Source organism: Pseudomonas paraversuta (assembly GCF_904063065.1).
Classification (GTDB): Bacteria; Pseudomonadota; Gammaproteobacteria; order Pseudomonadales; family Pseudomonadaceae; genus Aquipseudomonas; species Aquipseudomonas paraversuta.
In genome coordinates this window covers 128,910-153,725 of sequence record NZ_CAJFCL010000008.1, presented here as the reverse complement: position 1 = coordinate 153,725, position 24,816 = coordinate 128,910, and the positions used below count along the sequence as shown (strand labels likewise).

The 24,816-nt window shown below is 60.4% G+C and carries 21 protein-coding genes; 12 read left to right on the top strand and 9 right to left on the bottom strand.

The annotated features are described in order from the left end of the window. The first annotated feature begins 108 nt into the window (after window positions 1-108). The 4 genes from JQ845_RS17280 (at window position 109) to JQ845_RS17265 (ending at window position 6,306) form a co-directional block, all read left to right on the top strand. Window positions 109-1,200 carry an efflux RND transporter periplasmic adaptor subunit gene (locus tag JQ845_RS17280; RefSeq protein ID WP_003437929.1) on the top strand — a complete coding sequence of 364 codons (1,092 nt, stop codon included), beginning with the start codon at window positions 109-111 and terminating at the stop codon, window positions 1,198-1,200. Further along, window positions 1,197-2,279: an efflux RND transporter periplasmic adaptor subunit gene (locus JQ845_RS17275; protein WP_003437930.1), complete on the top strand. Its 1,083-nt coding sequence runs from the start codon at window positions 1,197-1,199 to the stop codon at window positions 2,277-2,279. The genes JQ845_RS17280 and JQ845_RS17275 overlap by 4 nt, the downstream gene beginning before the upstream one ends. Next, window positions 2,276-5,338, top strand: coding sequence for an efflux RND transporter permease subunit (locus JQ845_RS17270; protein WP_003437931.1), 3,063 nt, complete (start codon window positions 2,276-2,278; stop codon window positions 5,336-5,338). The genes JQ845_RS17275 and JQ845_RS17270 overlap by 4 nt, the downstream gene beginning before the upstream one ends. A gap of 227 nt (window positions 5,339-5,565) precedes the next feature. Further along, window positions 5,566-6,306, top strand: coding sequence for an SDR family oxidoreductase (locus JQ845_RS17265; protein ID WP_127196622.1), 741 nt, complete (start codon window positions 5,566-5,568; stop codon window positions 6,304-6,306). Window positions 6,307-6,397: 91 nt separating this feature from the next. Here the strand turns inward: JQ845_RS17265 and betT are convergent, their stop codons facing one another. From betT to JQ845_RS17250, 3 genes are all read right to left on the bottom strand, one after another. After that, window positions 6,398-8,395 carry a choline transporter BetT gene (betT, locus tag JQ845_RS17260; protein ID WP_003437933.1) on the bottom strand — a complete coding sequence of 666 codons (1,998 nt, stop codon included), beginning with the start codon at window positions 8,393-8,395 and terminating at the stop codon, window positions 6,398-6,400. Between the two features lie 320 nt (window positions 8,396-8,715). Then, window positions 8,716-9,042, bottom strand: coding sequence for a DOPA 4,5-dioxygenase family protein (locus JQ845_RS17255; protein WP_203009295.1), 327 nt, complete (start codon window positions 9,040-9,042; stop codon window positions 8,716-8,718). Between the two features lie 28 nt (window positions 9,043-9,070). After that, entirely contained in the window at window positions 9,071-9,982 is a 912-nt protein-coding gene (locus tag JQ845_RS17250; RefSeq protein ID WP_010656731.1) for a choline sulfate utilization transcriptional regulator, read from the bottom strand. Between the two features lie 112 nt (window positions 9,983-10,094). Between JQ845_RS17250 and betC the strand changes: the two genes are divergently transcribed. Next, complete coding sequence (gene betC, locus JQ845_RS17245; protein ID WP_202210154.1) at window positions 10,095-11,603, top strand: choline-sulfatase; 1,509 nt, start codon at window positions 10,095-10,097, stop codon at window positions 11,601-11,603. A 146-nt stretch (window positions 11,604-11,749) separates the two neighbouring features. Further along, window positions 11,750-13,318 carry a SulP family inorganic anion transporter gene (locus JQ845_RS17240; RefSeq protein ID WP_160626470.1) on the top strand — a complete coding sequence of 523 codons (1,569 nt, stop codon included), beginning with the start codon at window positions 11,750-11,752 and terminating at the stop codon, window positions 13,316-13,318. A gap of 84 nt (window positions 13,319-13,402) precedes the next feature. Here the strand turns inward: JQ845_RS17240 and aroE are convergent, their stop codons facing one another. Then, window positions 13,403-14,224, bottom strand: a complete 822-nt coding sequence (aroE, locus tag JQ845_RS17235) for a shikimate dehydrogenase (RefSeq protein ID WP_003437938.1) — start codon at window positions 14,222-14,224, stop codon at window positions 13,403-13,405. Beyond that, window positions 14,224-15,150 (bottom strand): oxygen-dependent coproporphyrinogen oxidase, encoded by a 927-nt coding sequence (gene hemF / locus JQ845_RS17230; RefSeq protein ID WP_003437941.1) that lies wholly within the window; start codon window positions 15,148-15,150, stop codon window positions 14,224-14,226. Before hemF ends, aroE begins: the two co-directional genes overlap by 1 nt. Window positions 15,151-15,311: 161 nt before the next feature. On the opposite strand from hemF, the gene JQ845_RS17225 reads away from it, so the two are divergent. After that, window positions 15,312-16,289, top strand: coding sequence for an NADPH:quinone reductase (locus tag JQ845_RS17225; protein ID WP_003437943.1), 978 nt, complete (start codon window positions 15,312-15,314; stop codon window positions 16,287-16,289). Between the two features lie 120 nt (window positions 16,290-16,409). Here the strand turns inward: JQ845_RS17225 and JQ845_RS17220 are convergent, their stop codons facing one another. Further along, window positions 16,410-16,967: an L-threonylcarbamoyladenylate synthase type 1 TsaC gene (locus JQ845_RS17220; RefSeq protein WP_010656728.1), complete on the bottom strand. Its 558-nt coding sequence runs from the start codon at window positions 16,965-16,967 to the stop codon at window positions 16,410-16,412. 35 nt (window positions 16,968-17,002) lie between these two features. Beyond that, entirely contained in the window at window positions 17,003-18,100 is a 1,098-nt protein-coding gene (dprA, locus tag JQ845_RS17215) for a DNA-processing protein DprA (RefSeq protein WP_037001082.1), read from the bottom strand. Between the two features lie 396 nt (window positions 18,101-18,496). On the opposite strand from dprA, the gene def reads away from it, so the two are divergent. The 5 genes from def (at window position 18,497) to JQ845_RS17190 (ending at window position 23,199) form a co-directional block, all read left to right on the top strand. Beyond that, window positions 18,497-19,003, top strand: coding sequence for a peptide deformylase (gene def / locus JQ845_RS17210; RefSeq protein ID WP_203009294.1), 507 nt, complete (start codon window positions 18,497-18,499; stop codon window positions 19,001-19,003). Between the two features lie 211 nt (window positions 19,004-19,214). After that, a complete protein-coding gene (fmt, locus tag JQ845_RS17205; protein ID WP_003437951.1) occupies window positions 19,215-20,174 on the top strand; it encodes a methionyl-tRNA formyltransferase in 960 nt (319 codons plus the stop codon). After that, window positions 20,171-21,481 carry a 16S rRNA (cytosine(967)-C(5))-methyltransferase RsmB gene (gene rsmB, locus JQ845_RS17200; RefSeq protein ID WP_003437953.1) on the top strand — a complete coding sequence of 437 codons (1,311 nt, stop codon included), beginning with the start codon at window positions 20,171-20,173 and terminating at the stop codon, window positions 21,479-21,481. Before fmt ends, rsmB begins: the two co-directional genes overlap by 4 nt. 19 nt (window positions 21,482-21,500) lie before the next feature. Next, window positions 21,501-22,877: a Trk system potassium transporter TrkA gene (gene trkA, locus JQ845_RS17195; protein ID WP_003437955.1), complete on the top strand. Its 1,377-nt coding sequence runs from the start codon at window positions 21,501-21,503 to the stop codon at window positions 22,875-22,877. Between the two features lie 10 nt (window positions 22,878-22,887). Continuing rightward, the gene (locus tag JQ845_RS17190; protein ID WP_003437958.1) at window positions 22,888-23,199 is read left to right on the top strand and encodes a hypothetical protein; all 312 of its coding nucleotides are present in this window, start codon (window positions 22,888-22,890) and stop codon (window positions 23,197-23,199) included. 80 nt (window positions 23,200-23,279) lie between these two features. On the opposite strand, the gene JQ845_RS17185 is transcribed toward JQ845_RS17190, so the two are convergent. Together JQ845_RS17185 and JQ845_RS17180 are read right to left on the bottom strand one after the other, a co-directional pair. Continuing rightward, entirely contained in the window at window positions 23,280-24,167 is an 888-nt protein-coding gene (locus JQ845_RS17185) for a lysophospholipid acyltransferase (protein ID WP_003437960.1), read from the bottom strand. Between the two features lie 76 nt (window positions 24,168-24,243). After that, entirely contained in the window at window positions 24,244-24,801 is a 558-nt protein-coding gene (locus tag JQ845_RS17180; RefSeq protein ID WP_127196615.1) for a DNA-3-methyladenine glycosylase I, read from the bottom strand. Between the last annotated feature and the right edge of the window lie 15 nt (window positions 24,802-24,816).

The following is a 24,816-nucleotide window of genomic DNA, read 5'->3' as shown; positions in this document are numbered from 1 at the left end:
GAAGTACAGCTACAGGTGCAGTGCACATAGAGTCCCACAGACGCCGAACCCTGTTCTACGCTGTGTGTCGTATCAGGATGTAAAACAGCATCACGCAAAGGAGCTTGCATGGCTGGTCCACGAAACAAGGCTGTTATGGGCTTGAGCCTTTTGGTACTTCTGACCGCTTGCGGCAAAGAGAGGCCCACTGAGCCTTTGTCCCCGCGGGTTTATGTACAACAGGTCAGCACCCGGGAATTTGCCCCGCCAATTCAACTCAGCGGCGATATTCAGGCCCGGGTCGAAACCCAGCTTTCATTCCGGGTCGGCGGCAAAATCATCGAGCGCAAGGTCGATGTCGGTGACCACATCCAGGCCAATCAGGTGCTTGCCCGTCTCGACCCCAAAGACTTGAAAATCCAGGTTGAAACGGCCCAGGCCAGCGTCAATGCGCAACAGGCCCAAGTGGTCCAGACCCGTGCCGCATTTATCCGGCAGCAGAAACTGCTGCCAAAAGGCTACACCAGCCAAAGCGAATACGATGCTGCCAATGCTGCCCGGCTCAGCGCGCAAAGTGCCCTGACTGCCGCACAGGCGCAGTTGGCCAATGCCCGCGAGCAACTGAGCTACAGCCAATTGCAGGCCGAGGCGCCGGGTGTGATTACCGCGCGCCAGGCCGAAGTGGGGCAAGTGGTGCAGGCCACCATGCCGATTTTCACCCTGGCCCGCGACGGAGCCCGCGACGCGGTATTCAACGTGTATGAATCGCTGTTTATCGAGCCGCCGAAAAACCCTACCGTGCAAGTCACGCTGCTGAGTAATCCGGCGATCAAGGTTAACGGCCAGATCCGCGAGATCACCCCCACCGTGTCGGCACAAAGCGGCACCCTGCAAATCAAGGTGCAACTGGACGCGCTGCCCAAAGGCATGGATCTGGGTTCGATTGTCAGCGTCAATCTGACCCCGCCCCCCAGTCGCAGCATTGAGCTGCCCTGGTCCGCCCTGACCAAAGACATCAGCGAGCCTGCCGTATGGATCGCCGACGAGCAAAGCATCGTGCGCCTGCAACGGGTCAAGGTCGGACGCTACCTGACCGGCAGCGTGATAGTCAGTGAAGGTCTCAAGGACGGAGAAAAGGTCGTGGTCGCAGGCGGACAATTGCTGCACCCCGGCATGAAGGTTGAAGTCGCGCCCATCCCGAGCGGGGGAGCCCGGTTATGAGCCGATCATTGATTAACCACTTGTGGACAGTGCCGCTGGCAGCCTTGTTGCTGGCGGGTTGCTCCGAGAAAAAAGCCCCCGAGCCTGTCCGCCCTGCCTTGTATGTGGTGGCTCAGCCGATGCTTTCCGACAATCTCGGGCGCTTTGCCGGCAACATCGAAGCGCGCTACGAAAGCACCCTGGGCTTTCGCGTGCCGGGCCGTATCGTGCGCCGTCATTACGACGTGGGTGCAGTGGTCAAGCAAGGGGACATTCTGGCCAACCTCGATCCCACCGATCAGCAAAACCAGCTGCGCTCGGCCCAGGGCGACCTGGCCAAGGTGCAGGCGCAATTGATCAACGCTCAAGCCAACGCCCGGCGCCAGCAGGAGCTGTTCAACCGCGGGGTCGGCGCCCAGGCGCAACTGGACACGGCCCAGGCCGACCTCAAAACCACCGCGGCCTCCATGCAGCAGGCCGTGGCCGCGGTCAGCCAGGCACAGGACCAGCTCAGTTACTGCGACCTGCGCGCCGACCATGACGCGGTAATCACCCAATGGCACGCCGAAGCAGGGCAGGTGGTCAGCGTCGGCGAAGAAGTGGTCACCCTGGCCCGCCCTGAAATCAAGGAGGCGGTGATTGATCTGCCCGGGCCCCTGGCCGAGGCGCTACCCAAAGGTATCGAGTTTCTGGTCGCCGGCCAGCTCGACCCGAACGTCAACACCAGCGCCCATATCCGCGAAATCGCCCCGCAAGCCGACAGTGCAACCCGCACCCGGCGCACCCGGCTGACCCTGGACCAGACCCCGCCAGCCTTTCGCCTTGGCAGTTCGGTCAGCGTGACCGTCAGCAGCCCGATTGCCGAGCACTTTGAATTACCGCTCACCGCCCTGCAGGAAACCGACGGTCACAGCCGCATCTGGGTCATCGACCCGCAGACCAAAACCGTCAGCCCGCGTGACGTCAACGTGCTGCGCCGTGACGCGCAAACCGTGCTGCTCCAGGGTGGCCTGAAAAACGGCGATTACGTGGTCAGCGCCGGCGTCAACAGCCTCACCCCCGGACAGAAAGTCAGATTCGATAAGGAAAGCTCGCAATGAATGGGAAATTCAACCTGTCCGAGTGGGCTCTGAAACATCAGTCGTTTGTCTGGTACTTGATGTTTATGGCGGTGGTCGCCGGGATCTTTTCTTACATGAACCTGGGCCGCGCGGAAGATCCGTCCTTCGCGATCAAAACCATGGTCATCCAGACCAGATGGCCAGGTGCCACGGTCGATGAAACCCGGCTGCAAATCACTGACCGCATCGAGAAAAAGCTCGAGGAGCTGGACTCTCTCGACTACGTGCAAAGCTATACCAGGCCCGGCGAATCCACGGTCTTCGTGTTCCTCAAGGACACGACCAAGGCCGATGCCATTCCCCATATCTGGTATGAGGTGCGCAAAAAGATCAACGACATTCGCGGCGATTTCCCCCAGGGCATTCAGGGCCCGGGGTTCGACGATGAGTTCGGTGATGTGTATGGCACCATTTTCGCCTTTACCGGCGACGGCTTCACCATGCGCCAGCTGCGCGACTACGTCGAACAGGTGCGCACCGGGATTCGCGATGTGCCCAATCGCGGCAAGGTGATGACCATCGGTGAGCAGGATGAAACCTTCTACCTGAACTTTTCGACCCGCAAACTGGCGGCCTTGGGCCTCGATCAACAACACGTTCTGGAAAGCCTTCAGGCGCAAAACGCCGTGACCCCGGCCGGGGTCGTTGAAGCCGGGCCCGAGCGTATGTCGGTCCGCACTTCGGGACAGTTCCACAGTGTCGAAGACCTGGAAGCGGTGAACCTGCGGGTCAACGACCGCTTCTACCGGCTGGCCGATATCGCCGAAATCAGCCGCGGTTACGTCGACCCTTCCGCGCCCATGTTCCATTACAACGGCAAGCCTGCCATCGGTCTGGCGATTGCCATGATCGACGGCGGCAACATTCAAGAGTTCGGCAAACAGCTGCAGCAACGCATCGACGACCTCACCGCCGAACTGCCGGTGGGGGTGGGCGTGCACATGGTCTCCGATCAGGCGCAGGTGGTAGAGGTGGCCGTAGGCGGCTTCACCAGTGCGCTGTTTGAGGCGGTGGTCATCGTGCTGGCGGTGAGTTTCCTCAGCCTGGGGCTGCGTGCGGGCCTGGTGGTGGCGATCTCGATCCCGCTGGTGCTGGCGCTGGTCTTTGTGTTCATGGAGTTCACCGGCATTGCCATGCAGCGGGTATCCCTGGGTGCGCTGATTATCGCCCTGGGCCTGCTGGTGGACGACGCGATGATCACGGTGGAAATGATGATCACCCGGCTCGAGCTGGGGGAGACCAAGGAACAGGCGGCAACCTTTGCCTACCACTCCACGGCCTTCCCCATGCTCACCGGCACCCTGGTGACGGTGGCAGGCTTCGTGCCCATCGGCCTCAACAACAGCTCGGCAGGGGAATACACCTTCACCCTGTTTGCGGTGATTGCCGTGGCGATGCTGGTGTCGTGGGTGGTGGCGGTACTGTTTGCGCCGGTACTGGGGGTGCATATCCTCAGTTCCAAGGTCAAACCCAAGCCCGAGAAACCCGGACGCCTGGCCCGGTCCTTCGATAATGGCCTGCTGTGGTGCATGCGCCACCGCTGGATGACCATCGGCGTCACGGTACTGATGTTCGTACTGGCCATTTTCGGCATGGGCCTGGTGCAGAACCAGTTCTTCCCGGCCTCCGATCGCCCGGAAATCCTGGTGGACCTGAACCTGCCGCAAAACGCTTCGATTCAGGAAACCCTCAAGGTCACCCAGCGCTTTGAAGAGTCGCTCAAGGGCGACCCGGATATCCTGCGCTGGAGTTCGTACATCGGCGAGGGCGCGATTCGTTTCTACCTGCCACTGGACCAGCAACTGCAAAACCCGTTCTACGCCCAGCTGGTGATTGTCAGCACCGGGCTGGATAGCCGGGATGCCCTGATGGAACGTCTCAATAAACGCCTGCGTGAAGATTACGTTGGGGTCGGCAGCTTTGTGCACACCCTGGAACTGGGGCCGCCGGTGGGTCAGCCGCTGCAATATCGGGTCAGTGGCAAAAACATCGATCTGGTACGCAAGTATTCCCTCGACCTGGCCTCCGTGCTGGACGCCAACCCCAATGTCGGTGAAACCATCTTCAACTGGAACGAACCGGGCAAGGTACTGCGCATCGACATTGCCCAGGACAAGGCCCGCCAGTTCGGGCTGTCATCCGAAGACGTCGCCCATGTGATGAACAGCATCGTCAGCGGCGCGGCGGTCAGCCAGGTCAAGGACGACATCTACCTGATCAACATCATAGGCCGTGCCGTCGGCAGCGAGCGGGGCAGCCCGGAAACCCTGCTGAACCTGCAAATCACCACCCCCAGCGGCACCTCGATTCCGTTGCTGGCCTTTGCCACCGTGCGCTACGAACTGGAGCAACCGCTGATCTGGAGCCGCGACCGGATTCCCACCCTGACCCTCAAGGCCTCGGTGCGCGGCTCGATGCAACCGACCGATCTGGTGGCCAAGCTCAAGCCGGAAGTCGACAAGTTCGCCGCCAGCCTGCCCCAGGGCTACACCCTGCAAACCGGCGGCACGGTTGAACAAAGCGCCAAGGCCCAGGGCCCGATCGCCAAGGTGGTGCCCCTGATGCTGTTTCTGATGGCGACCTTCCTGATGATCCAGCTGCAAAGCGTGCAGAAGATGTTCCTGGTGGTGAGTGTGGCGCCACTGGGGCTGATCGGTGTGGTGCTGGCGCTGGTGCCGACCGGCACGCCGATGGGCTTTGTGGCGATCCTGGGGATTCTGGCCCTGGTGGGGATCATCGTGCGCAACTCGGTGATTCTGGTGACCCAGATCGACCAGTACGAACGCGACGGCTACGACCCCTGGCACGCGGTCATGCAAGCCACCCAGCACCGCCGCCGGCCGATCCTGCTGACCGCTGCTGCGGCCAGCCTGGGCATGATCCCGATTGCCCGTGACGTGTTCTGGGGGCCAATGGCCTACGCCATGATCGGCGGCATCATTTCCGCCACCTTGCTCACTCTGTTGTTCCTGCCCGCGTTGTACGTGGCCTGGTACAAGATCAAGGAAAGCAAGGACGCGCCACCCGCCCATGCCTGATGCCCTCTGAGGGCGATATCCCTTGTGGGAGCGGGCTTGCCCGCGATGCAAACGACCCGGTGTGACAGTTTCAACCGAGTTGCTGCAATCGCGGGCAAGCCCGCGCCCACAAGAGGGCGGGAGGATTGTTGGGCGTTTGCGAATACCGCTATCGAATTCACCATCTTTATCTGCCTGGATACAGATGTGAATCTAGCCCCACGCCAAATCCACTATGGAGTGTTGCCATGAGTACTTCTCTGCCTAAAGTCGCGCTGATCACGGGTGCATCCCGGGGCATCGGTGCCGTGATTGCCAGACAACTGGCCGGCGAAGGGTTTGCCGTCGTTATCAACTATGCCAACAGTGCCGACGAAGCTTCAGCCCTGGTTGCTGAACTGCACAGTGCGGGGCATCAAGCCATTGCCGTACAGGCCGATGTGGCCAGTGCCGCGGACGTCGCGCGGCTGTTCGATGAGGCTGAAGAGCAACTGGGCAAAATCGATGTGCTGATCAATAACGCAGGCGTGCTCAAAGTGTTGCCGCTGGTGCAACACAGCGATGAACTGTACGAACAGACCTTCAACATCAACACCCGGGGTACTTTCAACACCCTGCGCGAAGCGGCCACCCGGCTCAACAGCGGCGGGCGCATCATCAATTTCTCCAGCAGTACGGTGGGCATGAATTTGCCGGGCTATGCGGTCTATATCGCCAGCAAGGCAGCGGTCGAGTCGCTGACCCAGGTGTTTGCCAAAGAGTTGCGTGGCCGGCAAATCACAGTAAACGCCGTGGCACCGGGGCCGGTGGCGACGCAACTGTTCATGCAGGGCAAGACTGAAGAGCAGATCCAGAGCTTCGCCAAAATGCCGCCCCTGGAACGCTTGGGGCAGCCCGAAGACATCGCCAGAATCATCTCGTTTCTGGTGAGTCCGGCGGCGGAGTGGGTAAACGGGCAAGTGCTGCGGGCCAATGGCGGACTGGTTTAAAGGCCAGTGGCGGGCAAGCTCGCTGCTACAGGATTTTCACCGTTCCTGCAGGAGCGAGCTTGCTCGCGTTGACCTCGATCCGTTACCCGAATCAGCGAACCAGGTGTAAGAACTGCATATGGCGTTCGTACTGGTCGAGGATGTCGTTGATGATTTGCTCTTTGGTGTAGCCAGTCAGGTCATAGTCCTGACTGCCTTCACTCAAGTGCACTTCAGCACGGTAGTAGCGGCGGTTGCGCAATTGCTCTTTTTTGCCAAAACCGCCCCGGGCGAATGACGGCGTGAAGTAGCCGCGCATCTGCACCTGGTAGATGAACGGGTGTTCCTCACCATGGCCGATTTCCAGACTCACGTTGTCATTGGCCGGATCCGGCTGGGTGACGACGTTAAGTCCTTTTTCCCGGAACACCGCACTCACTTCTTCAATCGCCGGGCGCACCGTGGTGTCCATAAAGCGGTACACCTCGTCACGGGACGGGAAGTGCACAGCCTGGCTCAAGCGTTGACGCCAGCCGCCACGACGGGCGTGAGACACCGGCGCCAGTGAGTGCATCTGCGCAATCTTCTTCTGCGACTCGAGGTAGAACGCCTTGTGCAGGCCCCACATCATCAGCAGCAAAATCAGCGAGAACGGCAACGAGGTGAGCACGACCGCTGACTTCAGCGCATCGATGCTCCCCGAGAACAGCAGCGCGCTGGTCACCAGGGCCGTCATCGCGCCCCAGAACACCCGCAGCCATTTCGGACCGTCTTCGTCGGCATTGTTGCCACGCGCAGAGAGGGTAGAGAGCACCACAGTGCCGGAGTCAGCCGAGGTCACGAAGAACACGAAGCTGATGAACACCGTCACCGCAATCACGGTCCGGCTCCACGGGTAGGTTTCAAGCAGCAGGTATAGCGTGCGCGAGGGATCGTCGATGGCCGACTGGCCCAGGGCAACCATGCCGTGGTTGAGCACTTGATCAATGGCACTGTTACCGAAGATCGACATCCACGCCAAAGTGAAGCCCAGCGGGATCAACAGCACCCCGAACACGAACTCGCGGATGGTGCGACCACGGGAAATGCGCGCAATGAACAGGCCTACAAACGGCGACCATGCGATCCACCAGGCCCAATAGAACACAGTCCAGCCACCCAGCCAGTCGCTGGGTTTGTCGTAGGCATACACATCGAAACTCTTGGTCGGCAACGCGCCCAGATAGTCACCGATGTTCTGCACCAGAGTGTTGAGCAAATGCTGGGTAGGGCCGGCGAACAACACAAACAGCAGCAGCGCACAGGCCAGCAGCATGTTGATGTCGGACATAACCCGTACACCCTTGTCCACACCGGCAATGGCCACCAGAATTGCAGCGCCCATCATCAGGGTGATCAAACCCACCTGCACCCACTGGGTGTGCGGCAAGCCAAACAGGTAGTCGAGTCCGGAATTGAGGTGCAACACCCCAAACCCCATGTCGGCCCCCAGACCAAACACCGTGGCAATGATGCCGAAGCCATCCACGGCGTAGCCGATGGGCCCGTTGATGCGTTTGCCGATCAGCGGGTACAACGCCGAACGTAGCGCCAGCGGCAGGTTGTGGCGATAAGCGAAGTACGCCAGCGCCATGCCGACAAAGGCAAACACACCCCAGCCATGCAAGCCCCAGTGCAAAAACAGCAACTGCATGCCCTGGCGCGCAGCCTCTGACGTACCGGCCGGGCCTTGAGGCGGGGCGAGCATATGGGTCAGGGGTTCGGACACACAGAAGAAAAATAGCGTGATGCTGATCCCGGCGGCAAAGAGCATGCCCGCCCAGGACAGGTAACTGAACTCGGGCTCATCATGATCGGCCCCCAGCTTGATCTTGCCGTAGCCAGACAAGGCGGTGGTGATCACAAAGATCAGGTACAGGGTCATTGCCAGCATGTAGTACCAGCCGACCGTATTGGCCGCCCAGTTTTGCGCCGCCAGCAGCCATTCACCGGCGGCTTGTGGTGTGGCAATAACCACTAACCCAAAGATCAGGATAAACGCGGCAGCAAAGTAAAACACCGGCGGGTTCATGCGAATTTGAGACGTCTCTGACGTCACTGGAGCACTCATTGGATGTGCACCTTGTAGAGGTAAAACGAGAGCAAAAAGAGCGCGTTCGGCAAAGGTAAGCCTCCTGTTGTGAGCGGGCAGCGGACCACCGTTTAACTTGAATAACCGTTCAAGTTAAACATGGATGGCCTTTTAGAACTAATCACTGCCCTCAGCTTCACGTGTCATACGTTAGCTCATGGAAAGCTATGACACATGGCCATGACCAACGTTCAGCCGTTATAGCGTGGGGCTATCAGGCTTTTGCCGGCCATCAGGATTTGCAGGAATTTACCGGGGTGAAAAAGAGCTGAATTTTTTTTTAACCCGCCATGTTTTGATCAAAAAACAGCCAGATCCAAGGGTCGTACCGCCCCCATCCAGATCCCGTGATCGGTGTGGTCCAGCAGGTCATGGCCGGTATCGGGATGCAAAAACACCACCAGGCCGTGGCGGTTCAATGCCAACCAGGGCAGCACTACGCCGATCAACTCGGGGCCGAAGGCCAACTGGCAACTCCAGTCCGGGTGCGGACCGACCGGGCGCTCGTGAACCCGGCCCATGGTGAGGCCGAACAGCTGCGCAGCCTCTTCACACAAGGCCCGCGCCTGCCCGATGGTAGTGGCGTCGAAATATACGTGGGCGTGATAACCCTTGATGCGTTGCATGAAGATTCTCCTGCAGGAAATGAGTGGGCTATCGCTCGGCATTCTGCTCCGCCAGCATCCAGTCGACAAAAACCTGGGCCAGCCGGTTACGTCGTTTGCGCTGAGGCATCACCGCGTAATAACCGCTGGCCGATTGCGCCGATTCAGCGAACGGCCGGCACAGAACCCCTTGCTCCAGCAAGTTATCCACAAGGTGCTTCCAGCCGATGGCCATGCCTTGACCGGCAATCGCGGCCTGGATCAGCAAGGTGTAGTTGTCGAAACGCAACTGGCCGGGGGCAGGCGGCGGGCCGAGCTTGAGGGCGTCAAACAGCCTGTACCAGTCAAACCACTGGCGGGCATGTTCGCCGCGCAATTGCAGCAACGGGAAGTCCCCCAGGGCCCGGGCCGATAACGGCAGTGTCTGCCCGGCCAGCAAGTGCGGACTGCATACCGGGAACACTTCTTCATTGAATAGCCATCGGGATTCACCCTGGCTGAAGCGCCCCTGACCAAACAGCACCCCCACATCGATATCACCCTGCAGCGCATCATGGCTGCGCTCGCGGGTTACCAGACTGACGTCAATTTGCGGCCAGGCCGCATGAAAACGTGGCAGTCGGGGCATCAACCAATAGGCAGCAAAGGCAAAATCGGTAGCCACTTGCAGCACTTCACGGTCCGGTTGTTCGCTTAACGCCTGCAAACCCGCGTCTATTTGCTGCAAACCTGCCTGCACCTGCAAAAACAGGCCAAGCCCGGCCTCGGTCAGGGCGATGCCGCGGTAGATGCGGTCAAACAAGCGAATCCCCAGGCGCGACTCCAGGCGTTTGAGCTGCTGGCTGACGGCCGGCTGGGTAGTGCCCAGCTCCAGGGCTGCCGCGGTAAAGCTGCGGTGGCGGGCGGCCGCTTCAAAGGTGCGCAACAGGTCCAGAGAGAGATCGCCCAAGGCTTTATACATTAGCTGTGCTTATCCTAGTCATTGCGGTCCATGGGTTTTACCACGAGTTATCCGGCCATCATGCTGACAGTCAGCACTTTCGCATAAATATTCACCATGAAAGGCCGCCCCCATGTCAGGTAAAAATATTCTCTTCATCATGGCCGATCAAATGGCCGCCCCGTTGTTGCCGATCTACGGCCCGTCCCCGATAAAACTGCCGAACCTGAGCCGCCTGGCTGAGCAGGGCGTGGTGTTTGACGCCGCCTATTGCAACAGCCCGCTGTGTGCGCCCTCGCGTTTTACCCTGGTCAGCGGCCAGCTACCGAGCAAAATCGGCGCCTACGACAATGCTGCGGACTTGCCCGCAGATGTGCCGACTTACGCGCACTATCTGCGCCGTATGGGGTATCGCACCGCGCTGGCGGGCAAGATGCACTTTTGCGGGCCCGACCAGCTGCATGGTTTTGAAGAGCGCCTGACCAGTGATATTTACCCCGCCGACTATGGCTGGTCGGTCAACTGGGATGAGCCCGATGCTCGCCCCAGCTGGTATCACAACATGGCCTCGGTGCTGCAAGCCGGGCCGTGCGTGCGCACCAATCAACTGGATTTCGACGAAGAAGTGCTGTTCAAGGCCCAGCAATACTTGTTCGACCATATTCGCCAGGACGGCGACCGGCCGTTTTGTCTGACGGTCTCCATGACTCACCCGCACGACCCGTACACCATCCCCAAGCCGTATTGGGACATGTACTGCAACGAAGATATCCCGTTACCCGAAACCCCGCCCCAGGCCAGCCTCGACCCGCATTCGCAACGTCTGCTCAAGGCCTACGACCTGTGGGACAAACCGCTGCCTGTGGATAAAATTCGCGACGCCCGCCGTGCGTACTTCGGCGCCTGCAGCTACATCGACGACAATATCGGCAAGCTGCTGCAAACCCTTGAAGACACGGGGCTGGCCGATAACACTGTTATCGTGTTTTCCGGCGATCACGGCGACATGCTGGGCGAACGCGGGCTCTGGTACAAAATGCACTGGTTCGACATGGCCGCCCGGGTGCCGTTGCTGGTATACGCACCAGGGCAGTTCGAACCGGCCCGGGTTGGCGCCGCGGTATCCACTGCCGATCTGTTACCGACCTTTGTCGAGCTGGCGGGCGGTACGTTAGAGGCCGGGCTGGACCTGGACGGACGCTCGCTGGTCTCGCACCTGCGGGGCGAAGGCGGGCATGACGAAGTATTTGGCGAGTACATGGCCGAAGGCACGATCAGCCCGCTGATGATGATCCGCCGTGGTGCCTACAAGTTCATCTATAGCGAAGACGATCCGTGCCTGCTGTTTGATTTGCACAACGACCCGGGTGAACGCGAAGAGCTGAGCCAGTGCCCCGGGCACCAGTCACTGTTCAACGACTTTTTGGCCGAGGCCCGGGCCAAATGGGATATTCCGGCGATTCACCAGCAAGTGCTCGCCAGCCAGCGCCGCCGTCGCCTGGTTACCCAATCGCTGGCCACAGGCAAGTTGACCAGCTGGGATCACCAGCCCTGGGTCGACGCCAGCCAGCAGTACATGCGCAACCACATCGACCTCGACGACCTTGAGCGCAAGGCGCGTTATCCACAGGTCGGCGGCTAAAGCGACGGGCAATCCGCAGAAGCGAGCTTGCCTCGCGATAGCCTGAGGGACGCCTCGTTTATTCAGCAAACAATGCGTTATCGTTAACAACCATCGCGAGGCAAGCTCGCTCCTGCAGAGAATCTGTTTAACCCGACGAGAGCCCCATGGCCTGGCCCAAATACACCCACCTGCTGCCATTTTTAAGCTGGCTGCCAAAACAGACCCGCGTCAGCGTCAGCCGCGATGCACTGGTGGGCCTTAGCGGGGCGATTCTGGCGTTGCCGCAGTCCATCGCCTACGCGCTGATTGCAGGCTTGCCCCCCGAGTACGGGCTGTATGCGGCGATTGTGCCGGTGATCATCGCCTGCCTGTGGGGCTCATCGTGGCATTTGATCTGCGGCCCGACGGCGGCGATTTCCATCGTGCTGTATGCCAGCGTCAGCCCCCTGGCAGTGCCCGGCACACAGGACTACATCAGCCTGATTCTATTGCTGACGTTTCTGGCCGGAATTTTTCAGTGGCTGCTGGGCATGTTGAAATTCGGCGCGCTGGCCAATTTCGTATCGCACTCGGTGGTGGTGGGCTTCACCCTGGGCGCCGCTATTGTGATTGCTCTGGGCCAATTACCGAACGTGCTGGGCCTGCATTTATCGAGCAAGGCAACGGCCCTGGATAGCCTGTTGACCCTGATCGCCCATATTCGCCAATTTGATCCCGCCTCGCTGGGGCTGGGTCTGGGCACCCTGGTGCTGGGCATCGTGCTCAAACTGTGGGTGCCGCGCTGGCCCACCTTGCTGCTGACCCTGGTGCTTGCCAGCCTGGCGGTATGGCTGCTGCCCGGGGTATTTGGCCATGTCGAACTGGTGCAGTCGTTTGTCGGCCGCTTGCCGCCCTTCAGCCCCTTGCCCCTGGATCTCGAGACGGTCCTGCGCCTTCTACCGAGCGCCGTGGCGGTGGGCATGCTGGGGCTGGTCACCAGCTTGTCGATCGCCCGCTCGCTGGCGACACGTTCCCAGCAAATGATCGACGCCAATCAGGAAAGCCGGGCACAGGGTTTGTCCAATGTGGTGGGTTCGCTGTTCTCGGGGTATCTGTCGTCGGGCTCGTTCACACGCTCGGGGCTGAGCTATGAAGGGGGCGCCAGCTCACCACTGGCCGGGGTGTTTTCCGCGCTGTGGGTCACGTTGTTTGCGGTGGCGGGTTCGAAACTGATCGCACACATTCCGATCCCGGCGATGGCGGGCAGCATTTTGCTGATCTGCTGGGGCCTGGTGGACACGCGGGGCATTCGCGCGCTGTGGCGGGTCAGTCGTGCCGAGTTCGTGGTGATGGCGCTGACATGCGTCGCCACCCTGTTGCTGGAGCTGCAAACAGCGATTTATGCCGGAGTGCTGGCCTCGCTGTTTTTCTATCTCAAACGCACTTCACGTCCACGCATTCAACAGTGGCGCGATGGCGACGAGGAGATTCTACGGGTAGGCGGCTCGATTTTTTTCGGCGCCAGCCATTACCTGCAAGTACGCCTGCAACGCACCCAGGGGTTGCGGGTGGTGATCGATGCGCAGCACATCAACTTTATTGATTACTCGGGGGTAGAAATGCTCCACCAGGAAGCACGACGCTTGCGCGGCCTGGGCCGTAGTCTGACCTTGCGCCGGGCACGGCCGCAGGTGGTGGAGGAATTGAAAAAACTCGAGGGACCGGACAACTGCCCGATTTCTTTTGAGGGTTAAACCTGTACCCCTGTAGGAGCGAGCTTTTGAACCAGCAGCCAAGAGCTCGCGAGCAAGCTCGCTCCTACAGGATTGGGGTGGCGGTTACAGCGCCAGTAACCGGCGCAGTTCAGCCAGTGCTGGCGCTGTATCCGGGCGCACTCCGCGCCACAGGAAGAACGCTTCGCCCGCCTGCTCGGCCAGCATCCCCAGACCGTCCATGACCTGACCCGCGCCGTGCTCGACCGCCCACGCGCAAAACGGCGTCTGCTGCTTGCCGTACATCATGTCGTAGCACAGGGTTTTACCCGGCTCGATCAGGCTGCTGGCAATCGGCGGCAATTCTCCGGCCAGGCTGGCCGAGGTGGCATTGATGATCAGGTCGACCGGTTCGCGCAGCCAGTCATAGCCGCTGGCGGCCACTGGTCCCAGATCGCTGAACAGTTCGGCCAGTACTTCGGCTTTTTCTACCGTGCGATTGGCTATGGTGACCGACGCCGGCTGCTCGGCCAGTAAAGGTTCGAGGGCACCCCTTACTGCACCCCCGGCGCCCAGCAGCAGAATGCGTTTGCCCTTGAGACTGAAGCCCGCATTCACCGTCAAATCACGCACCAGCCCCGCGCCGTCGGTGTTGTCACCCAGCAATGTGCCGTCAGCCAGTTTGCTCAGGGTGTTGACTGCGCCAGCCCTTTGCGCCCGCGGCGTAAGGCTGCTGGCCAGACGGTAGGCGTCTTCCTTGAAGGGCACCGTGACGTTGGCGCCGCGACCCTGGCGAAAAAACGCCGAAGCACAGCCAGCAAAATCATCCAGCGGCGCCAACAAGGTCTCGTACTGCATGGACTGGGCAGTCTGCTCGGCAAACAGTCGGTGCAGTACCGGGGATTTGCTGTGGGCAATCGGGTTGCCAAAAACCACGTAACTGTCCATCAGACAGGTTCCCCGGACAATGCCAGCCAGTCACGATCTTGCAGAAAATAGTCGGTAAGACGTGCTTCTTCGCTGCCAGGTTCGGCTTTCCAGTCGTAACTCCAGCGAACTTGCGGCGGCAGCGACATCAGGATCGACTCGGTACGGCCGCCTGATTGCAGGCCGAACAGGGTGCCACGGTCATAGACCAGGTTGAACTCGACGTAGCGGCCACGGCGAAACTCCTGGAACTCACGCTGCTTGACCGTGTATTCGTCGTTTTTGCGGCGTTGAACAATCGGCAGATAGGCGTCGATATAGGCGTCGCCAATGGCGCGAATAAAGGCAAAGCAGGTGTCGAAGTCCCACTGGTTCAGGTCATCAAAGAACAGGCCGCCGATACCGCGGGGCTCGTTGCGGTGCTTGATGTGAAAGTAGCTGTCGCACCAGGCCTTGTAGCGCGGGTACACGTCTGCGCCAAAGGGTGCGCAGGCCTGTTCGGCCACCCGGTGCCAGTGCACGCAGTCTTCTTCAACGGCGTAGTAGGGGGTGAGGTCAAAGCCGCCGCCAAACCACCACACCGGCTCTTCGCCTTCTTTTTCGGCAATAAAAAAGCGTACGTTGGCGTGGGACGTCGGCACATGGGGGTTGTGCGGATGGATCACCAGCGACACACCCAGGGCTTCAAAACCACGTCCGGCCAGTTCCGGGCGATGGGCGCTGGCTGAAGGCGGCAAGCCGCTACCAAATACGTGGGAAAAGTTAACCCCGCCTTTTTCAATCAGGTTGCCGTTTTCCATCACACGGGTGCGACCCCCACCGCCTGCCGGGCGCTCCCAGGCGTCTTCGACGAACGGGGTGCCACCGTCTTCAGTCTGCAGAGCAGCGCAAATGCGGTCTTGAAGGTCGAGCAGGTAGGCTTTTACAGCCTCGGTGCGGGTAGTCATGACATCACCTTAAATCGGGCCAAGCGACGCGGCACATCATTCAGAGCGGGGCCGGCGGCAAAGGCCGCTAGCATAACACCGCACCCAGCTTCACCGCAGTTGACGAAGATCACGCTTAAGCGTTGGATAGTGGCCTCGTCAATTCAGCAAGGACAGTGCAGATGGCTAAGCGTATCCAGTTTCGGAACCACGGCGGACCGGAAGTACTTGAGTATGTCGACTACCAGCCCGCAGAGCCGGGCCCGCTGCAAGTGCGCGTACGCAACCAGGCCATCGGCCTCAACTTCATCGATACCTATTACAGAAACGGCTTGTACCCGCTACCCGAGCTGCCGTCCGGGCTGGGCAATGAAGGCGCAGGCATTGTCGATGCGGTAGGCAGTGAAGTGCACAACGTTAAAGTCGGCGATCGTGTGGCTTACGGCACCGGACCGCTGGGCGCGTACAGCGACTTGCATGTATTGCCTGCCGCCAATGTGGTGAAGCTGCCTGAGGACATTTCGTTTGAGCAAGCCGCTGGCGTAATGCTCAAAGGGCTGACCACCCAATACTTGCTGCGCCAGACCTACGAACTCAAAGGCGGTGAAACCATTCTGTTCCACGCCGCCGCGGGTGGCGTCGGGTCGATCGCCTGCCAATGGGCAAAAGCCCTGGGCGTGAAGTTGATCGGCACTGTCAGCTCGGCAGAAAAGGCCGCCCACGCCAAAGCACTGGGCGCATGGGAAACCATCGACTACAGCCATGAAGATGTAGCCCGCCGGGTGCTGGAACTGACCGACGGCAAAAAATGCCCGGTGGTGTACGACGGTGTTGGCAAGGACACCTGGCTTACCTCACTCGACTGCCTGGCACCACGGGGGCTGATGGTCAGTTTTGGCAATGCGTCGGGCGCGGTGACCGGGGTGAACCTGGGGATCTTGTCGCAGAAGGGCTCGCTGTACGTGACCCGCCCGACCCTGGCGAGCTACGCCAGCAGCCCTGAAAAGCTGCAAGCGATGGCCGATGAGCTGTTCGGAATGATCCGCAGTGGCAAAATCCAGATCGACATCAGCCAGCGTTTTGCGCTGAGTGACGCGGCCAAGGCGCAGACCGAATTGTCGGCACGTCGCACCACCGGGTCGACCATTCTGGTGCCTTGATCCCCCCACCCCCCTGTAGGAGCGAGCTCCCATCTGTAGGAGCGAGCTTGCCTCGCGAGCTTTTAGCGATTTCGAGGAAAAGCTCGCTCCTACAGAGTCTGGGGCGCTGCTACAGGTTTGTTAAGACGGGCGTACGACCTTGCCGGTAGCCAAATCACGGATCAGGCTCGGATTTTTCCGTCCGCCCAGATTACCGCCCAATACATGGTCGACCTGCCCGCGAAAGTACTGCTCAACCTTCAACCGCGTGCGCGCAGCAGGCAATCCCGCAGGGTTGGCTGAAGTCGAAACGATCGGCCCCACCAGCGAACACAATTCGCGCACCTGGGGGTGATCGCTCACTCGCAAGGCCACGGTGTCGTGCACACCGGTGATCCATTGCGGCAACAAGCCCTGATGCGGCACCAGCCAGGTATTGGGCCCCGGCCAGGTACTGGCCATGCGGTCGAGCCATTTCTGCGGGAAATCCTCAAACAGAAAGTCGAACTGATGAATGTTGTCGGCCACCAGAATCAGGCCCTTATCCACAGGTCGCGACTTGATAGCCAGCAAACGCTCAACTGCTTCTTCGTCCCACGGGTCGCATCCCAAACCCCAAACAGCTTCGGTTGGATAGGCGATCACCGCGCCTGCGCGAATGGCTCTTGCCGCTTGTTGGACGCGCCAGGTGCTGATCATTGAATGTCTCCGGATATGTGCTGTGCGCAGTGTACTTAGCTGGGGCGAGCAAACCAACGCCCCCCCTCCAGCACCACATGCCCCTCCAGCTCCAGTTCGGTCAACGCGGCGAGCAATCGGGGCAAGTCCCAACCGCTGGCGCTGACCAGGGCTTCGCTGGTGTGAGGCGCTGCCTGCAACAATTGCACTAACGGATGACAGACTGACGCGAGCTGATCCGTAGTGGTAATCGGCATCGAGCGCCAGCCACGCAGCTGCTCCAGAATGTGCTCGACGGTTTCCACCAGGGTGGCGCCATCGCGAATCAGTTGATGACAGCCCCGCGCGCCCGGATGGTGGATAGAACCCGGCATCGCGTAGACCTCACGCCCCTGTTCGGCGGCCAGCCGGGCAGTGATCAGCGAACCGCTGGCGACACTGGCCTCGACCACCAGTACCCCCAGCGACAAGCCGCTGATAATGCGGTTACGGCGCGGGAAGTTGGCCGGCAGTGGCCCGGCGTCCAGAGGGAACTCCGAAACCACCGCGCTGCCACTGGCAATCATCGCATCGGCCAGGGCGCGATGGCGCTGTGGATAAAGTTTTTCCAGGCCGGTGCCCAACACCCCCACAGTCTGCCCGCCAATGCCCAGCGCCGCTTCATGTGCAGCAGCATCGATACCCGCCGCCAGCCCGCTGGTAATCACAAATCCAGCCCCGGCCAGACAGCGGGAAAAGGCCGCAGCAGTGTCCAGACCCGGCCTTGATGCACGTCGGCTACCGACCATCGCCAATTGCGGTTTTTCCAGAATGCCCGGATCTCCCGCCACGAACAGCAACGGTGGCGCATCGCTGAGTTCCCCCAACAAGGCCGGATAATTTGCCCGGTCGTGCAGCAGCACATGCTGGCTGGAGCTCTCAAGCCAGCGCAATGCAGCGCTGGCACCGTCACGAACTTGCGGGCTGCGCCTGGCCTGGGCACAGCCCGCCGGCAACCCCAGGGCGGACCAGGCACTGGCGGGCGCACTCAGCGCCGAGCTGGCCGAACCGAATGCACTGAGCAGGGTGTAAAAACGCCGGGGCCCGACCTCGGGCAAACGATGTAAACGCAGGCGGGCTTCGAGTTCGGCAGGGGAAATTTCAGGCAGCGGCATGGGATCATCCTTGATCGGTTTCAGCGCCTTCAAAGACAGCACAACCTGTGGATAAGTCTGTTGACAAGTTGTTTGGAAAACGCCCGGAAAGACCCTCCTGAACGGCCGGTCTGCCCTTGAAACAGCACGTGGAAACCCAATTTTAGTGAAGTGACTGGCAGAGCCGGTGGCCATAGGTTTCAAACTGCGACACACCCTGGCCCGGGCCAGTCGCGGGCAGCCCGGCAGCTAGTCGTTTCATCCGTTGCTGAATCCCTTTATTATGTGCGTTCGCGTGAAACGCCAGAGCCCGAGCGGGCTATCTCTGAAGGAGACGTTTTGCACAGGTTGCCCGATGTCCTCAGGACCACCTGACAACCGTTTTTGAATCTTTCACACAGTGCATCAATCAAACTTATGGCTATTTTAAACATCCTCGAATTCCCAGACTCGCGTCTGCGCACCATCGCCAAACCCGTGGCGGTTGTGGACGACGAAGTCCGTCAGTTGATCGATGACATGTTTGAAACCATGTACGAGGCGCCGGGCATTGGCCTGGCCGCGACTCAGGTCAACGTGCATAAACGCATTGTCGTCATGGACCTGAGCGAAGACCGCAGCGAACCGCTGGTGCTGATCAACCCCGATCTTGAAATGCTCACCGACGAGATGGGCCAGTATCAGGAAGGCTGCCTCTCGGTACCGGGTTACTACGAAAACGTTGACCGCCCGCAGCGGGTAAAAATCAAGGCGCTGGACCGTGACGGCAAACCTTTCGAAATGATCGCCGAAGGCCTGCTGGCCGTGTGCATCCAGCACGAATGCGACCACCTCAATGGCAAGCTGTTCGTCGATTATCTGTCTACGCTCAAGCGTGACCGGATCAAGAAGAAGCTGGAAAAACTGCACCGCCAGAACGCTTGATAGTCCTTATCTCAATTCTGTAGTCGCTGCCCAGGCACTAAGGCTGCGATCGGGCAGAGCCCGTAAAGCCAGCTATTCCCAAGTGCCTGGCATACCGAAGTTGAGTGATTGACGAGAGCTGCGTCGAACCTGATCGCAGCCTCGTACCTCGACAGCGACTACAGGCATCTATCGGGATTACTCCCGCCCCCCCATTCCAAGTGAGTAATTCATGACTGAGCCACTGCGCATCGTATTTGCCGGCACCCCGGAATTCGCCGCGGAACACCTCAAGGCGCTGCTCGACAGCCCTTACGAGATCGTCGCGGTCTACACCCAGCCGGATCGCCCGGCCGGGCGCGGGCAAAAGCTGATGCCGAGCCCGGTCAAGCAACTGGCGCTGGAACACCACATCGCTGTCATGCAGCCGCCCACGCTGCGGGCTCCCGAGGCTCAAGCCGAGCTGGCAGCCCTCAAGCCCGACTTGCTGGTGGTGGTGGCCTACGGTCTGATCCTGCCGCAAGTGGTGCTGGATATTCCGCGCCTGGGCTGTATCAACAGCCATGCCTCCTTGCTGCCACGCTGGCGCGGGGCGGCGCCGATTCAGCGGGCCATCGAGGCCGGCGATAGCGAAAGCGGCGTGACCGTGATGCGCATGGAGGCGGGTCTGGACACCGGCCCGATGCTGCTCAAGACCGTCACCCCGATCACCGGTGCAGACACAGGTGGCAGCCTGCACGACCGTCTGGCCGAACTGGGCCCACCTGCGGTGATTGAAGCAATCGCAGGCCTGGCAGCAGGCACGCTGCAAGGCGAAGTGCAGGACGACAGTCTGGCCACCTACGCCCACAAGCTGAATAAAGACGAGGCGCGCATCGACTGGAGCCGCCCGGCAGTGGAGCTGGAGCGTCTGGTTCGGGCTTTCAATCCGTGGCCGATTTGCCACAGCACACTCAATGGCGAAGCTCTGAAAGTACTGGCCGCCACTGTCGCCGACGCCCGGGGCGCACCGGGACAAATCCTCGCAGCGAGCAAAGACGGCCTGATCGTCGGCTGCGGTGAAGGCGCGTTGTGCCTGACACGTCTGCAATTGCCCGGCGGTAAAGCGCTGAACTTCAGCGATTTTTTCAACAGTCGCCGTGAGAAATTCGCCGTCGGCATTACCCTCGGTCAAACGGAAAGCGCGCAATGAATCCTCGTCTGGCCGCCGCCAAGGCACTGACTGCAGTACTGAACGGCAAAGCATCACTCAACAGCTCGTTGCCGCTGCAACTGGACAAGGTTGAGGCCCGTGATCGCGGCCTGACCCAGGATCTGGCATTCGGTACTGCCCGCTGGCAGCCACGCTTGTCGGCGCTGGCCAACAAGCTGCTGCAAAAGCCGTTCAAGGCGGCCGACGCCGATGTCGAGGCGCTGCTGCTGGTGGGTCTGTATCAACTGCTGTACACCCGCATTCCGGCCCACGCCGCCATTGGCGAAACCGTGGGCTGTGCTGACAAGCTGAAAAAACCCTGGGCCAAAGCCCTGCTCAACGCCGTGCTGCGTAATGCACAACGCGAGAGCGAAGCCCTGCTGACCGAGCTGGAGCACGACCCGGTGGTGCGTACCGCACACCCGCGCTGGCTGCAAAAATCCCTGAAAGCTTTCTGGCCGCAACAATGGGAAGCCATTTGCGCCGCCAACAACGCGCATCCGCCAATGATTCTGCGGGTCAACCGGCGCCATAAAACCCGTGATGCCTACCTGCAACTGCTGGTCGAGAGCGGTATCGAAGCTCAGCCCTGCGTGTTCAGCCAGGACGGCATTGTGCTGGCTGAACCCTGCGATGTACGCAACCTGCCGGGCTTTGCCGAAGGCTGGATCAGCGTGCAGGACGAAGCCGCACAACTGGCCGCCGACCTGCTGGACCTGGCGCCGGGCCAACGGGTACTTGATGCCTGCTGCGCCCCGGGCGGCAAGACCTGCCACATTCTTGAGGTCGAGCCAGAACTGGCCGGCGTAGTGGCGGTGGATCTGGAAGCCAAGCGCCTGGTACGGGTGCGGGAAAACCTTGAGCGTCTGGGCCTGAGCGCCGAACTGATTGCTGCCGATGGCCGTGACACCGCCACCTGGTGGGACGGCAAGCCTTTCCAGCGCATTCTGCTCGATGCGCCGTGCTCGGCGACCGGGGTGATTCGTCGTCACCCGGACATCAAGCTGACCCGCCAACCGGACGACATTGCCGCACTCGCCACCCTGCAAGGTGAATTGCTGGACGCGATGTGGCCAACCCTGGAAGTCGGCGGCATCCTGCTCTACGCCACCTGCTCGACGTTGCCGACCGAAAACACCGAGGTGATCGAGGCGTTCCTGGCCCGTACGCCGGGTGCGCGGGAGCTGGATATCGCCGGTCAGTTCGGCATCAAGCAGCCCCATGGCCGCCAGTTGCTGGCCCAGGAGGGCGGGCACGATGGCTTCTATTACGCCAAACTGATCAAGATCGCAGCCGCCCGCGGCTAATCGACAAAGGACTGACGGCATGAAAATCATCATCCTCGGCGCAGGTCAGGTCGGCGGCTCGCTGGCCGAGCATCTGGCCAGCGAAGCCAACGACATTACCGTGGTCGATACCGATGGCGATCGCCTGCGGGATCTGGGCGACCGGCTCGACATTCGTACTATTCAGGGCCGCGCCTCGCTGCCCAATGTGCTGCGTCAGGCCGGGGCCGATGATGCCGACATGCTGGTGGCAGTGACCAACAGTGACGAAACCAACATGGTGGCGTGCCAGGTGGCCTACACCCTGTTTCACACCCCGACCAAAATCGCCCGGGTACGTGAAGCCGCCTATCTGACACGGGGCGGCGAACTGTTCGATAACGACGCGATCCCGGTGGACGTGTTGATCAGTCCCGAGCAAGTGGTGACCAACTACATCAAGCGCCTGATCGAACACCCCGGCGCTTTGCAGGTTATCGACTTTGCCGAAGGCAAAGCCCAGCTGGTGGCGGTCAAGGCGTACTACGGCGGCCCTCTGATCGGCCAGCAGTTACGCCAGTTACGCGAACACATGCCGAATGTGGATACGCGGGTAGCGGCAATTTTCCGACGTGACCGTCCCATTACGCCCCGGGGCGACACGGTTATCGAGGCAGATGATGAAGTGTTTTTCATCGCCGCCAAGGCCAACATTCGCGCAGTGATGAGCGAAATGCGCCGCCTCGATGAAAGCTACAAACGCATTGTGATTGCCGGTGGCGGGCAGATCGGCGAACGCCTGGCCGAAGCCATTGAAAACCGTTATCAGGTCAAGATCATCGAGATGAACCCGGCGCGTTGCCGGTATCTGTCAGATACCCTGGACAACACCGTAGTCCTGCAGGGCAGCGCTTCGGATCGCGACTTGATGCTCGAAGAGAACATCGCCGATGCCGACCTGTTTTTGGCCCTGACCAACGACGACGAGGCTAACATCATGTCCTCGCTGCTGGCCAAACGCCTGGGCGCGAAGAAGGTGATGACCATCATCAACAACCCGGCCTACGTGGACCTGATCCAGGGCGGTGAAATCGACATCGCCATCAGCCCGCAACTGGCGACCATCGGCACCTTGCTGGCCCACGTGCGGCGTGGCGACATTGTCAGCGTGCACTCGTTGCGCCGGGGCGCAGCGGAGGCCATCGAAGCGATCGCCCACGGTGATTCGAAGTCGAGCAAAGTGATTGGCCGCCGGATCGGCGAAATCCACTTGCCGCCGGGCACCACGATCGGCGCAATCATTCGCGACGAAGAAGTGCTGATTGCCCACGACTCCACTGTCATCAATGCCGGCGACCACGTGATTTTGTTCCTTGTGGATAAAAAGCATATTCGCGACGTGGAGAAGCTGTTCCACGTGGGCCTGAGTTTTTTCTAAGGAGTCACGGATGCTCGAATCACTGGAAAAAATGCTGGCCAAGGGTGTGGATAACTCACTGCTGCGCTTCGGCCTGGGCAAGGGTTATCTCGACCTTGGGGAAAACCTCAAGGCGGCGGAGCATTTACAGCGCTGTGTGGAGTTTGATCCCAAATATTCCGCGGCCTGGAAATTGCTGGGCAAGGCGCATCTGGCGGCAGGGGATCGCGGGGCGGCCCGCACGGCGTGGGAGCAGGGGCTTGAGGCAGCCCGTGCCCATGGCGACAAACAGGCCGAGAAAGAAATGACCGTGTTTTTGAAGAAACTGGATAAACAGCTTTAACACCACTGACCTGCGTAGGAGCGAGCTTGCTCGCGAGCCCTTCGCACAGCTCGCTCCTACAGATACAGCGGTCTAACGCCCTAGTACCAGCGCGCCTCGCCAGGCGGACGCTTTTTGAAGCGCTTCATGCTCCACATGTACTGGCTCGGGTAAGCCCGTACATACTTCTCCACCACCTGGCTCATGGCTGCACACGAAGTTTCAGTGTCGGTGCTGTACATGGCTTCAGGGGCCGCCTCGAGAATCACCTTGAAACCCGAACCGTCCGGCAGGCGCAATGCGTGCAGGAATACCCCCACCGCTTTGCCACCCGCCAGCATGTTCGGCACGAACTTGCTGGTCAGGGCCATGGTGCCGAGGAATGGCACGAAAATACCGGCCGACTCAGCGGGTTCCGGGTCTGCCGGAATGCCTACCTGCCCCCCTTTGCGCACTTCCTTGATGACACTCAAAATGCCTTCTTTGGTCGACGCGGCCACGCGGTTGCCCAGCTGCACGCGCTGCTTGCGCAACAGTTCGTCTACCGCCTTGAGCTTGGGCGGACGGTAGAAAATGATCGGCTTGCACTGGCTGCAATAGAAGTGGTTGAGCACTTCCCAGTTGCCCAGGTGGCTGGTGATGCCGACGACACCTTTACCTGAGGCAAGGGCCTGCTTGAGCACGTCCAGGCCTTCGACTTCACGCACCAGGTCAATCGAACGCTGGGCGGGCCAGATCCAGGCGCAAGCGCTCTCGGTCAGGCTCTTGCCGATATCCTTGAGGCTTTGTCCCACCAGTTGTTCACGGGCCACCGGGTCCATCTCGGGGAAGCATTTGGCCAGGTTGATGCGCACCACCTCGCGCGAGCGATTGGGCAGTTTCCACATCAGCCAGCCGATACCGGAGCCGACCCGTTGAACCGCACTCCACGGGAGCATGGCGAATAACCGCAGAGCCCCGACCAGCAGGGCGCCTTTAAACTTTTCCACAGGGTTTTCTCTTTAAAAAAACGTTTTCTGCAGGGGCGAGCAAGCTCGCTCCTGCAGGTCTGTATTGGGCAGCATTCTAACCGCCGTTCGCCAGCTGAGCGTAGCGGTCACAGGTGGTGGCGTGATCCATGACCATGCCACTGGCCTGCATGAAGGCATAACAAATGGTCGGTCCGACGAACGTGAATCCGGCTTTTTTCAACCCTTTGCTCATGGCTTCAGCCTCGGCGGTGACGGCCGGAAACTCATGGCGTTCAGTGAAGTGGTTGATCTTCGGTTTGCCGCCCACAAAGGACCATAGAAACTCGACCGGGTTATCCAGCGCCAGCCAGGCCCGGGCGTTACGCCTTGCCCCGGTAATTTTCAGGCGGTTACGGATAATCCCGGGATCGAGCATCAAGGCCTCGATTTCAGCATCGGTCATGGCTGCCAGACGCTGCACATCAAAGCCGAACATGACCTTGCGATAGTGCTCGCGTTTGCGCAGAACAGTGATCCAGGACAAACCGGCCTGGAACCCTTCGAGCAATAACAACTCGAAGAGCCCATGCGCGTCGCGCAACGGCACGCCCCACTCTTGATCGTGGTACGCCGCATACAGCGGGTCTTCTGGACACCAGAAACAACGTGGCATATAGGCTCCAAGGGG

Bases quoted from the DNA above. Each gene is read 5' to 3' on its own strand.
- JQ845_RS17280 (WP_003437929.1), top strand. From the start codon at position 109: ATGGCTGGTCCACGAAACAAGGCTGTTATGGGCTTGAGCCTTTTGGTA.
- JQ845_RS17275 (WP_003437930.1), top strand. From the start codon at position 1,197: ATGAGCCGATCATTGATTAACCACTTGTGGACAGTGCCGCTGGCAGCC.
- JQ845_RS17270 (WP_003437931.1), top strand. From the start codon at position 2,276: ATGAATGGGAAATTCAACCTGTCCGAGTGGGCTCTGAAACATCAGTCG.
- JQ845_RS17265 (WP_127196622.1), top strand. From the start codon at position 5,566: ATGAGTACTTCTCTGCCTAAAGTCGCGCTGATCACGGGTGCATCCCGG.
- betT (WP_003437933.1), bottom strand. From the start codon at position 8,395: ATGAGTGCTCCAGTGACGTCAGAGACGTCTCAAATTCGCATGAACCCG.
- JQ845_RS17255 (WP_203009295.1), bottom strand. From the start codon at position 9,042: ATGCAACGCATCAAGGGTTATCACGCCCACGTATATTTCGACGCCACT.
- JQ845_RS17250 (WP_010656731.1), bottom strand. From the start codon at position 9,982: ATGTATAAAGCCTTGGGCGATCTCTCTCTGGACCTGTTGCGCACCTTT.
- betC (WP_202210154.1), top strand. From the start codon at position 10,095: ATGTCAGGTAAAAATATTCTCTTCATCATGGCCGATCAAATGGCCGCC.
- JQ845_RS17240 (WP_160626470.1), top strand. From the start codon at position 11,750: ATGGCCTGGCCCAAATACACCCACCTGCTGCCATTTTTAAGCTGGCTG.
- aroE (WP_003437938.1), bottom strand. From the start codon at position 14,224: ATGGACAGTTACGTGGTTTTTGGCAACCCGATTGCCCACAGCAAATCC.
- hemF (WP_003437941.1), bottom strand. From the start codon at position 15,150: ATGACTACCCGCACCGAGGCTGTAAAAGCCTACCTGCTCGACCTTCAA.
- JQ845_RS17225 (WP_003437943.1), top strand. From the start codon at position 15,312: ATGGCTAAGCGTATCCAGTTTCGGAACCACGGCGGACCGGAAGTACTT.
- JQ845_RS17220 (WP_010656728.1), bottom strand. From the start codon at position 16,967: ATGATCAGCACCTGGCGCGTCCAACAAGCGGCAAGAGCCATTCGCGCA.
- dprA (WP_037001082.1), bottom strand. From the start codon at position 18,100: ATGCCGCTGCCTGAAATTTCCCCTGCCGAACTCGAAGCCCGCCTGCGT.
- def (WP_203009294.1), top strand. From the start codon at position 18,497: ATGGCTATTTTAAACATCCTCGAATTCCCAGACTCGCGTCTGCGCACC.
- fmt (WP_003437951.1), top strand. From the start codon at position 19,215: ATGACTGAGCCACTGCGCATCGTATTTGCCGGCACCCCGGAATTCGCC.
- rsmB (WP_003437953.1), top strand. From the start codon at position 20,171: ATGAATCCTCGTCTGGCCGCCGCCAAGGCACTGACTGCAGTACTGAAC.
- trkA (WP_003437955.1), top strand. From the start codon at position 21,501: ATGAAAATCATCATCCTCGGCGCAGGTCAGGTCGGCGGCTCGCTGGCC.
- JQ845_RS17190 (WP_003437958.1), top strand. From the start codon at position 22,888: ATGCTCGAATCACTGGAAAAAATGCTGGCCAAGGGTGTGGATAACTCA.
- JQ845_RS17180 (WP_127196615.1), bottom strand. From the start codon at position 24,801: ATGCCACGTTGTTTCTGGTGTCCAGAAGACCCGCTGTATGCGGCGTAC.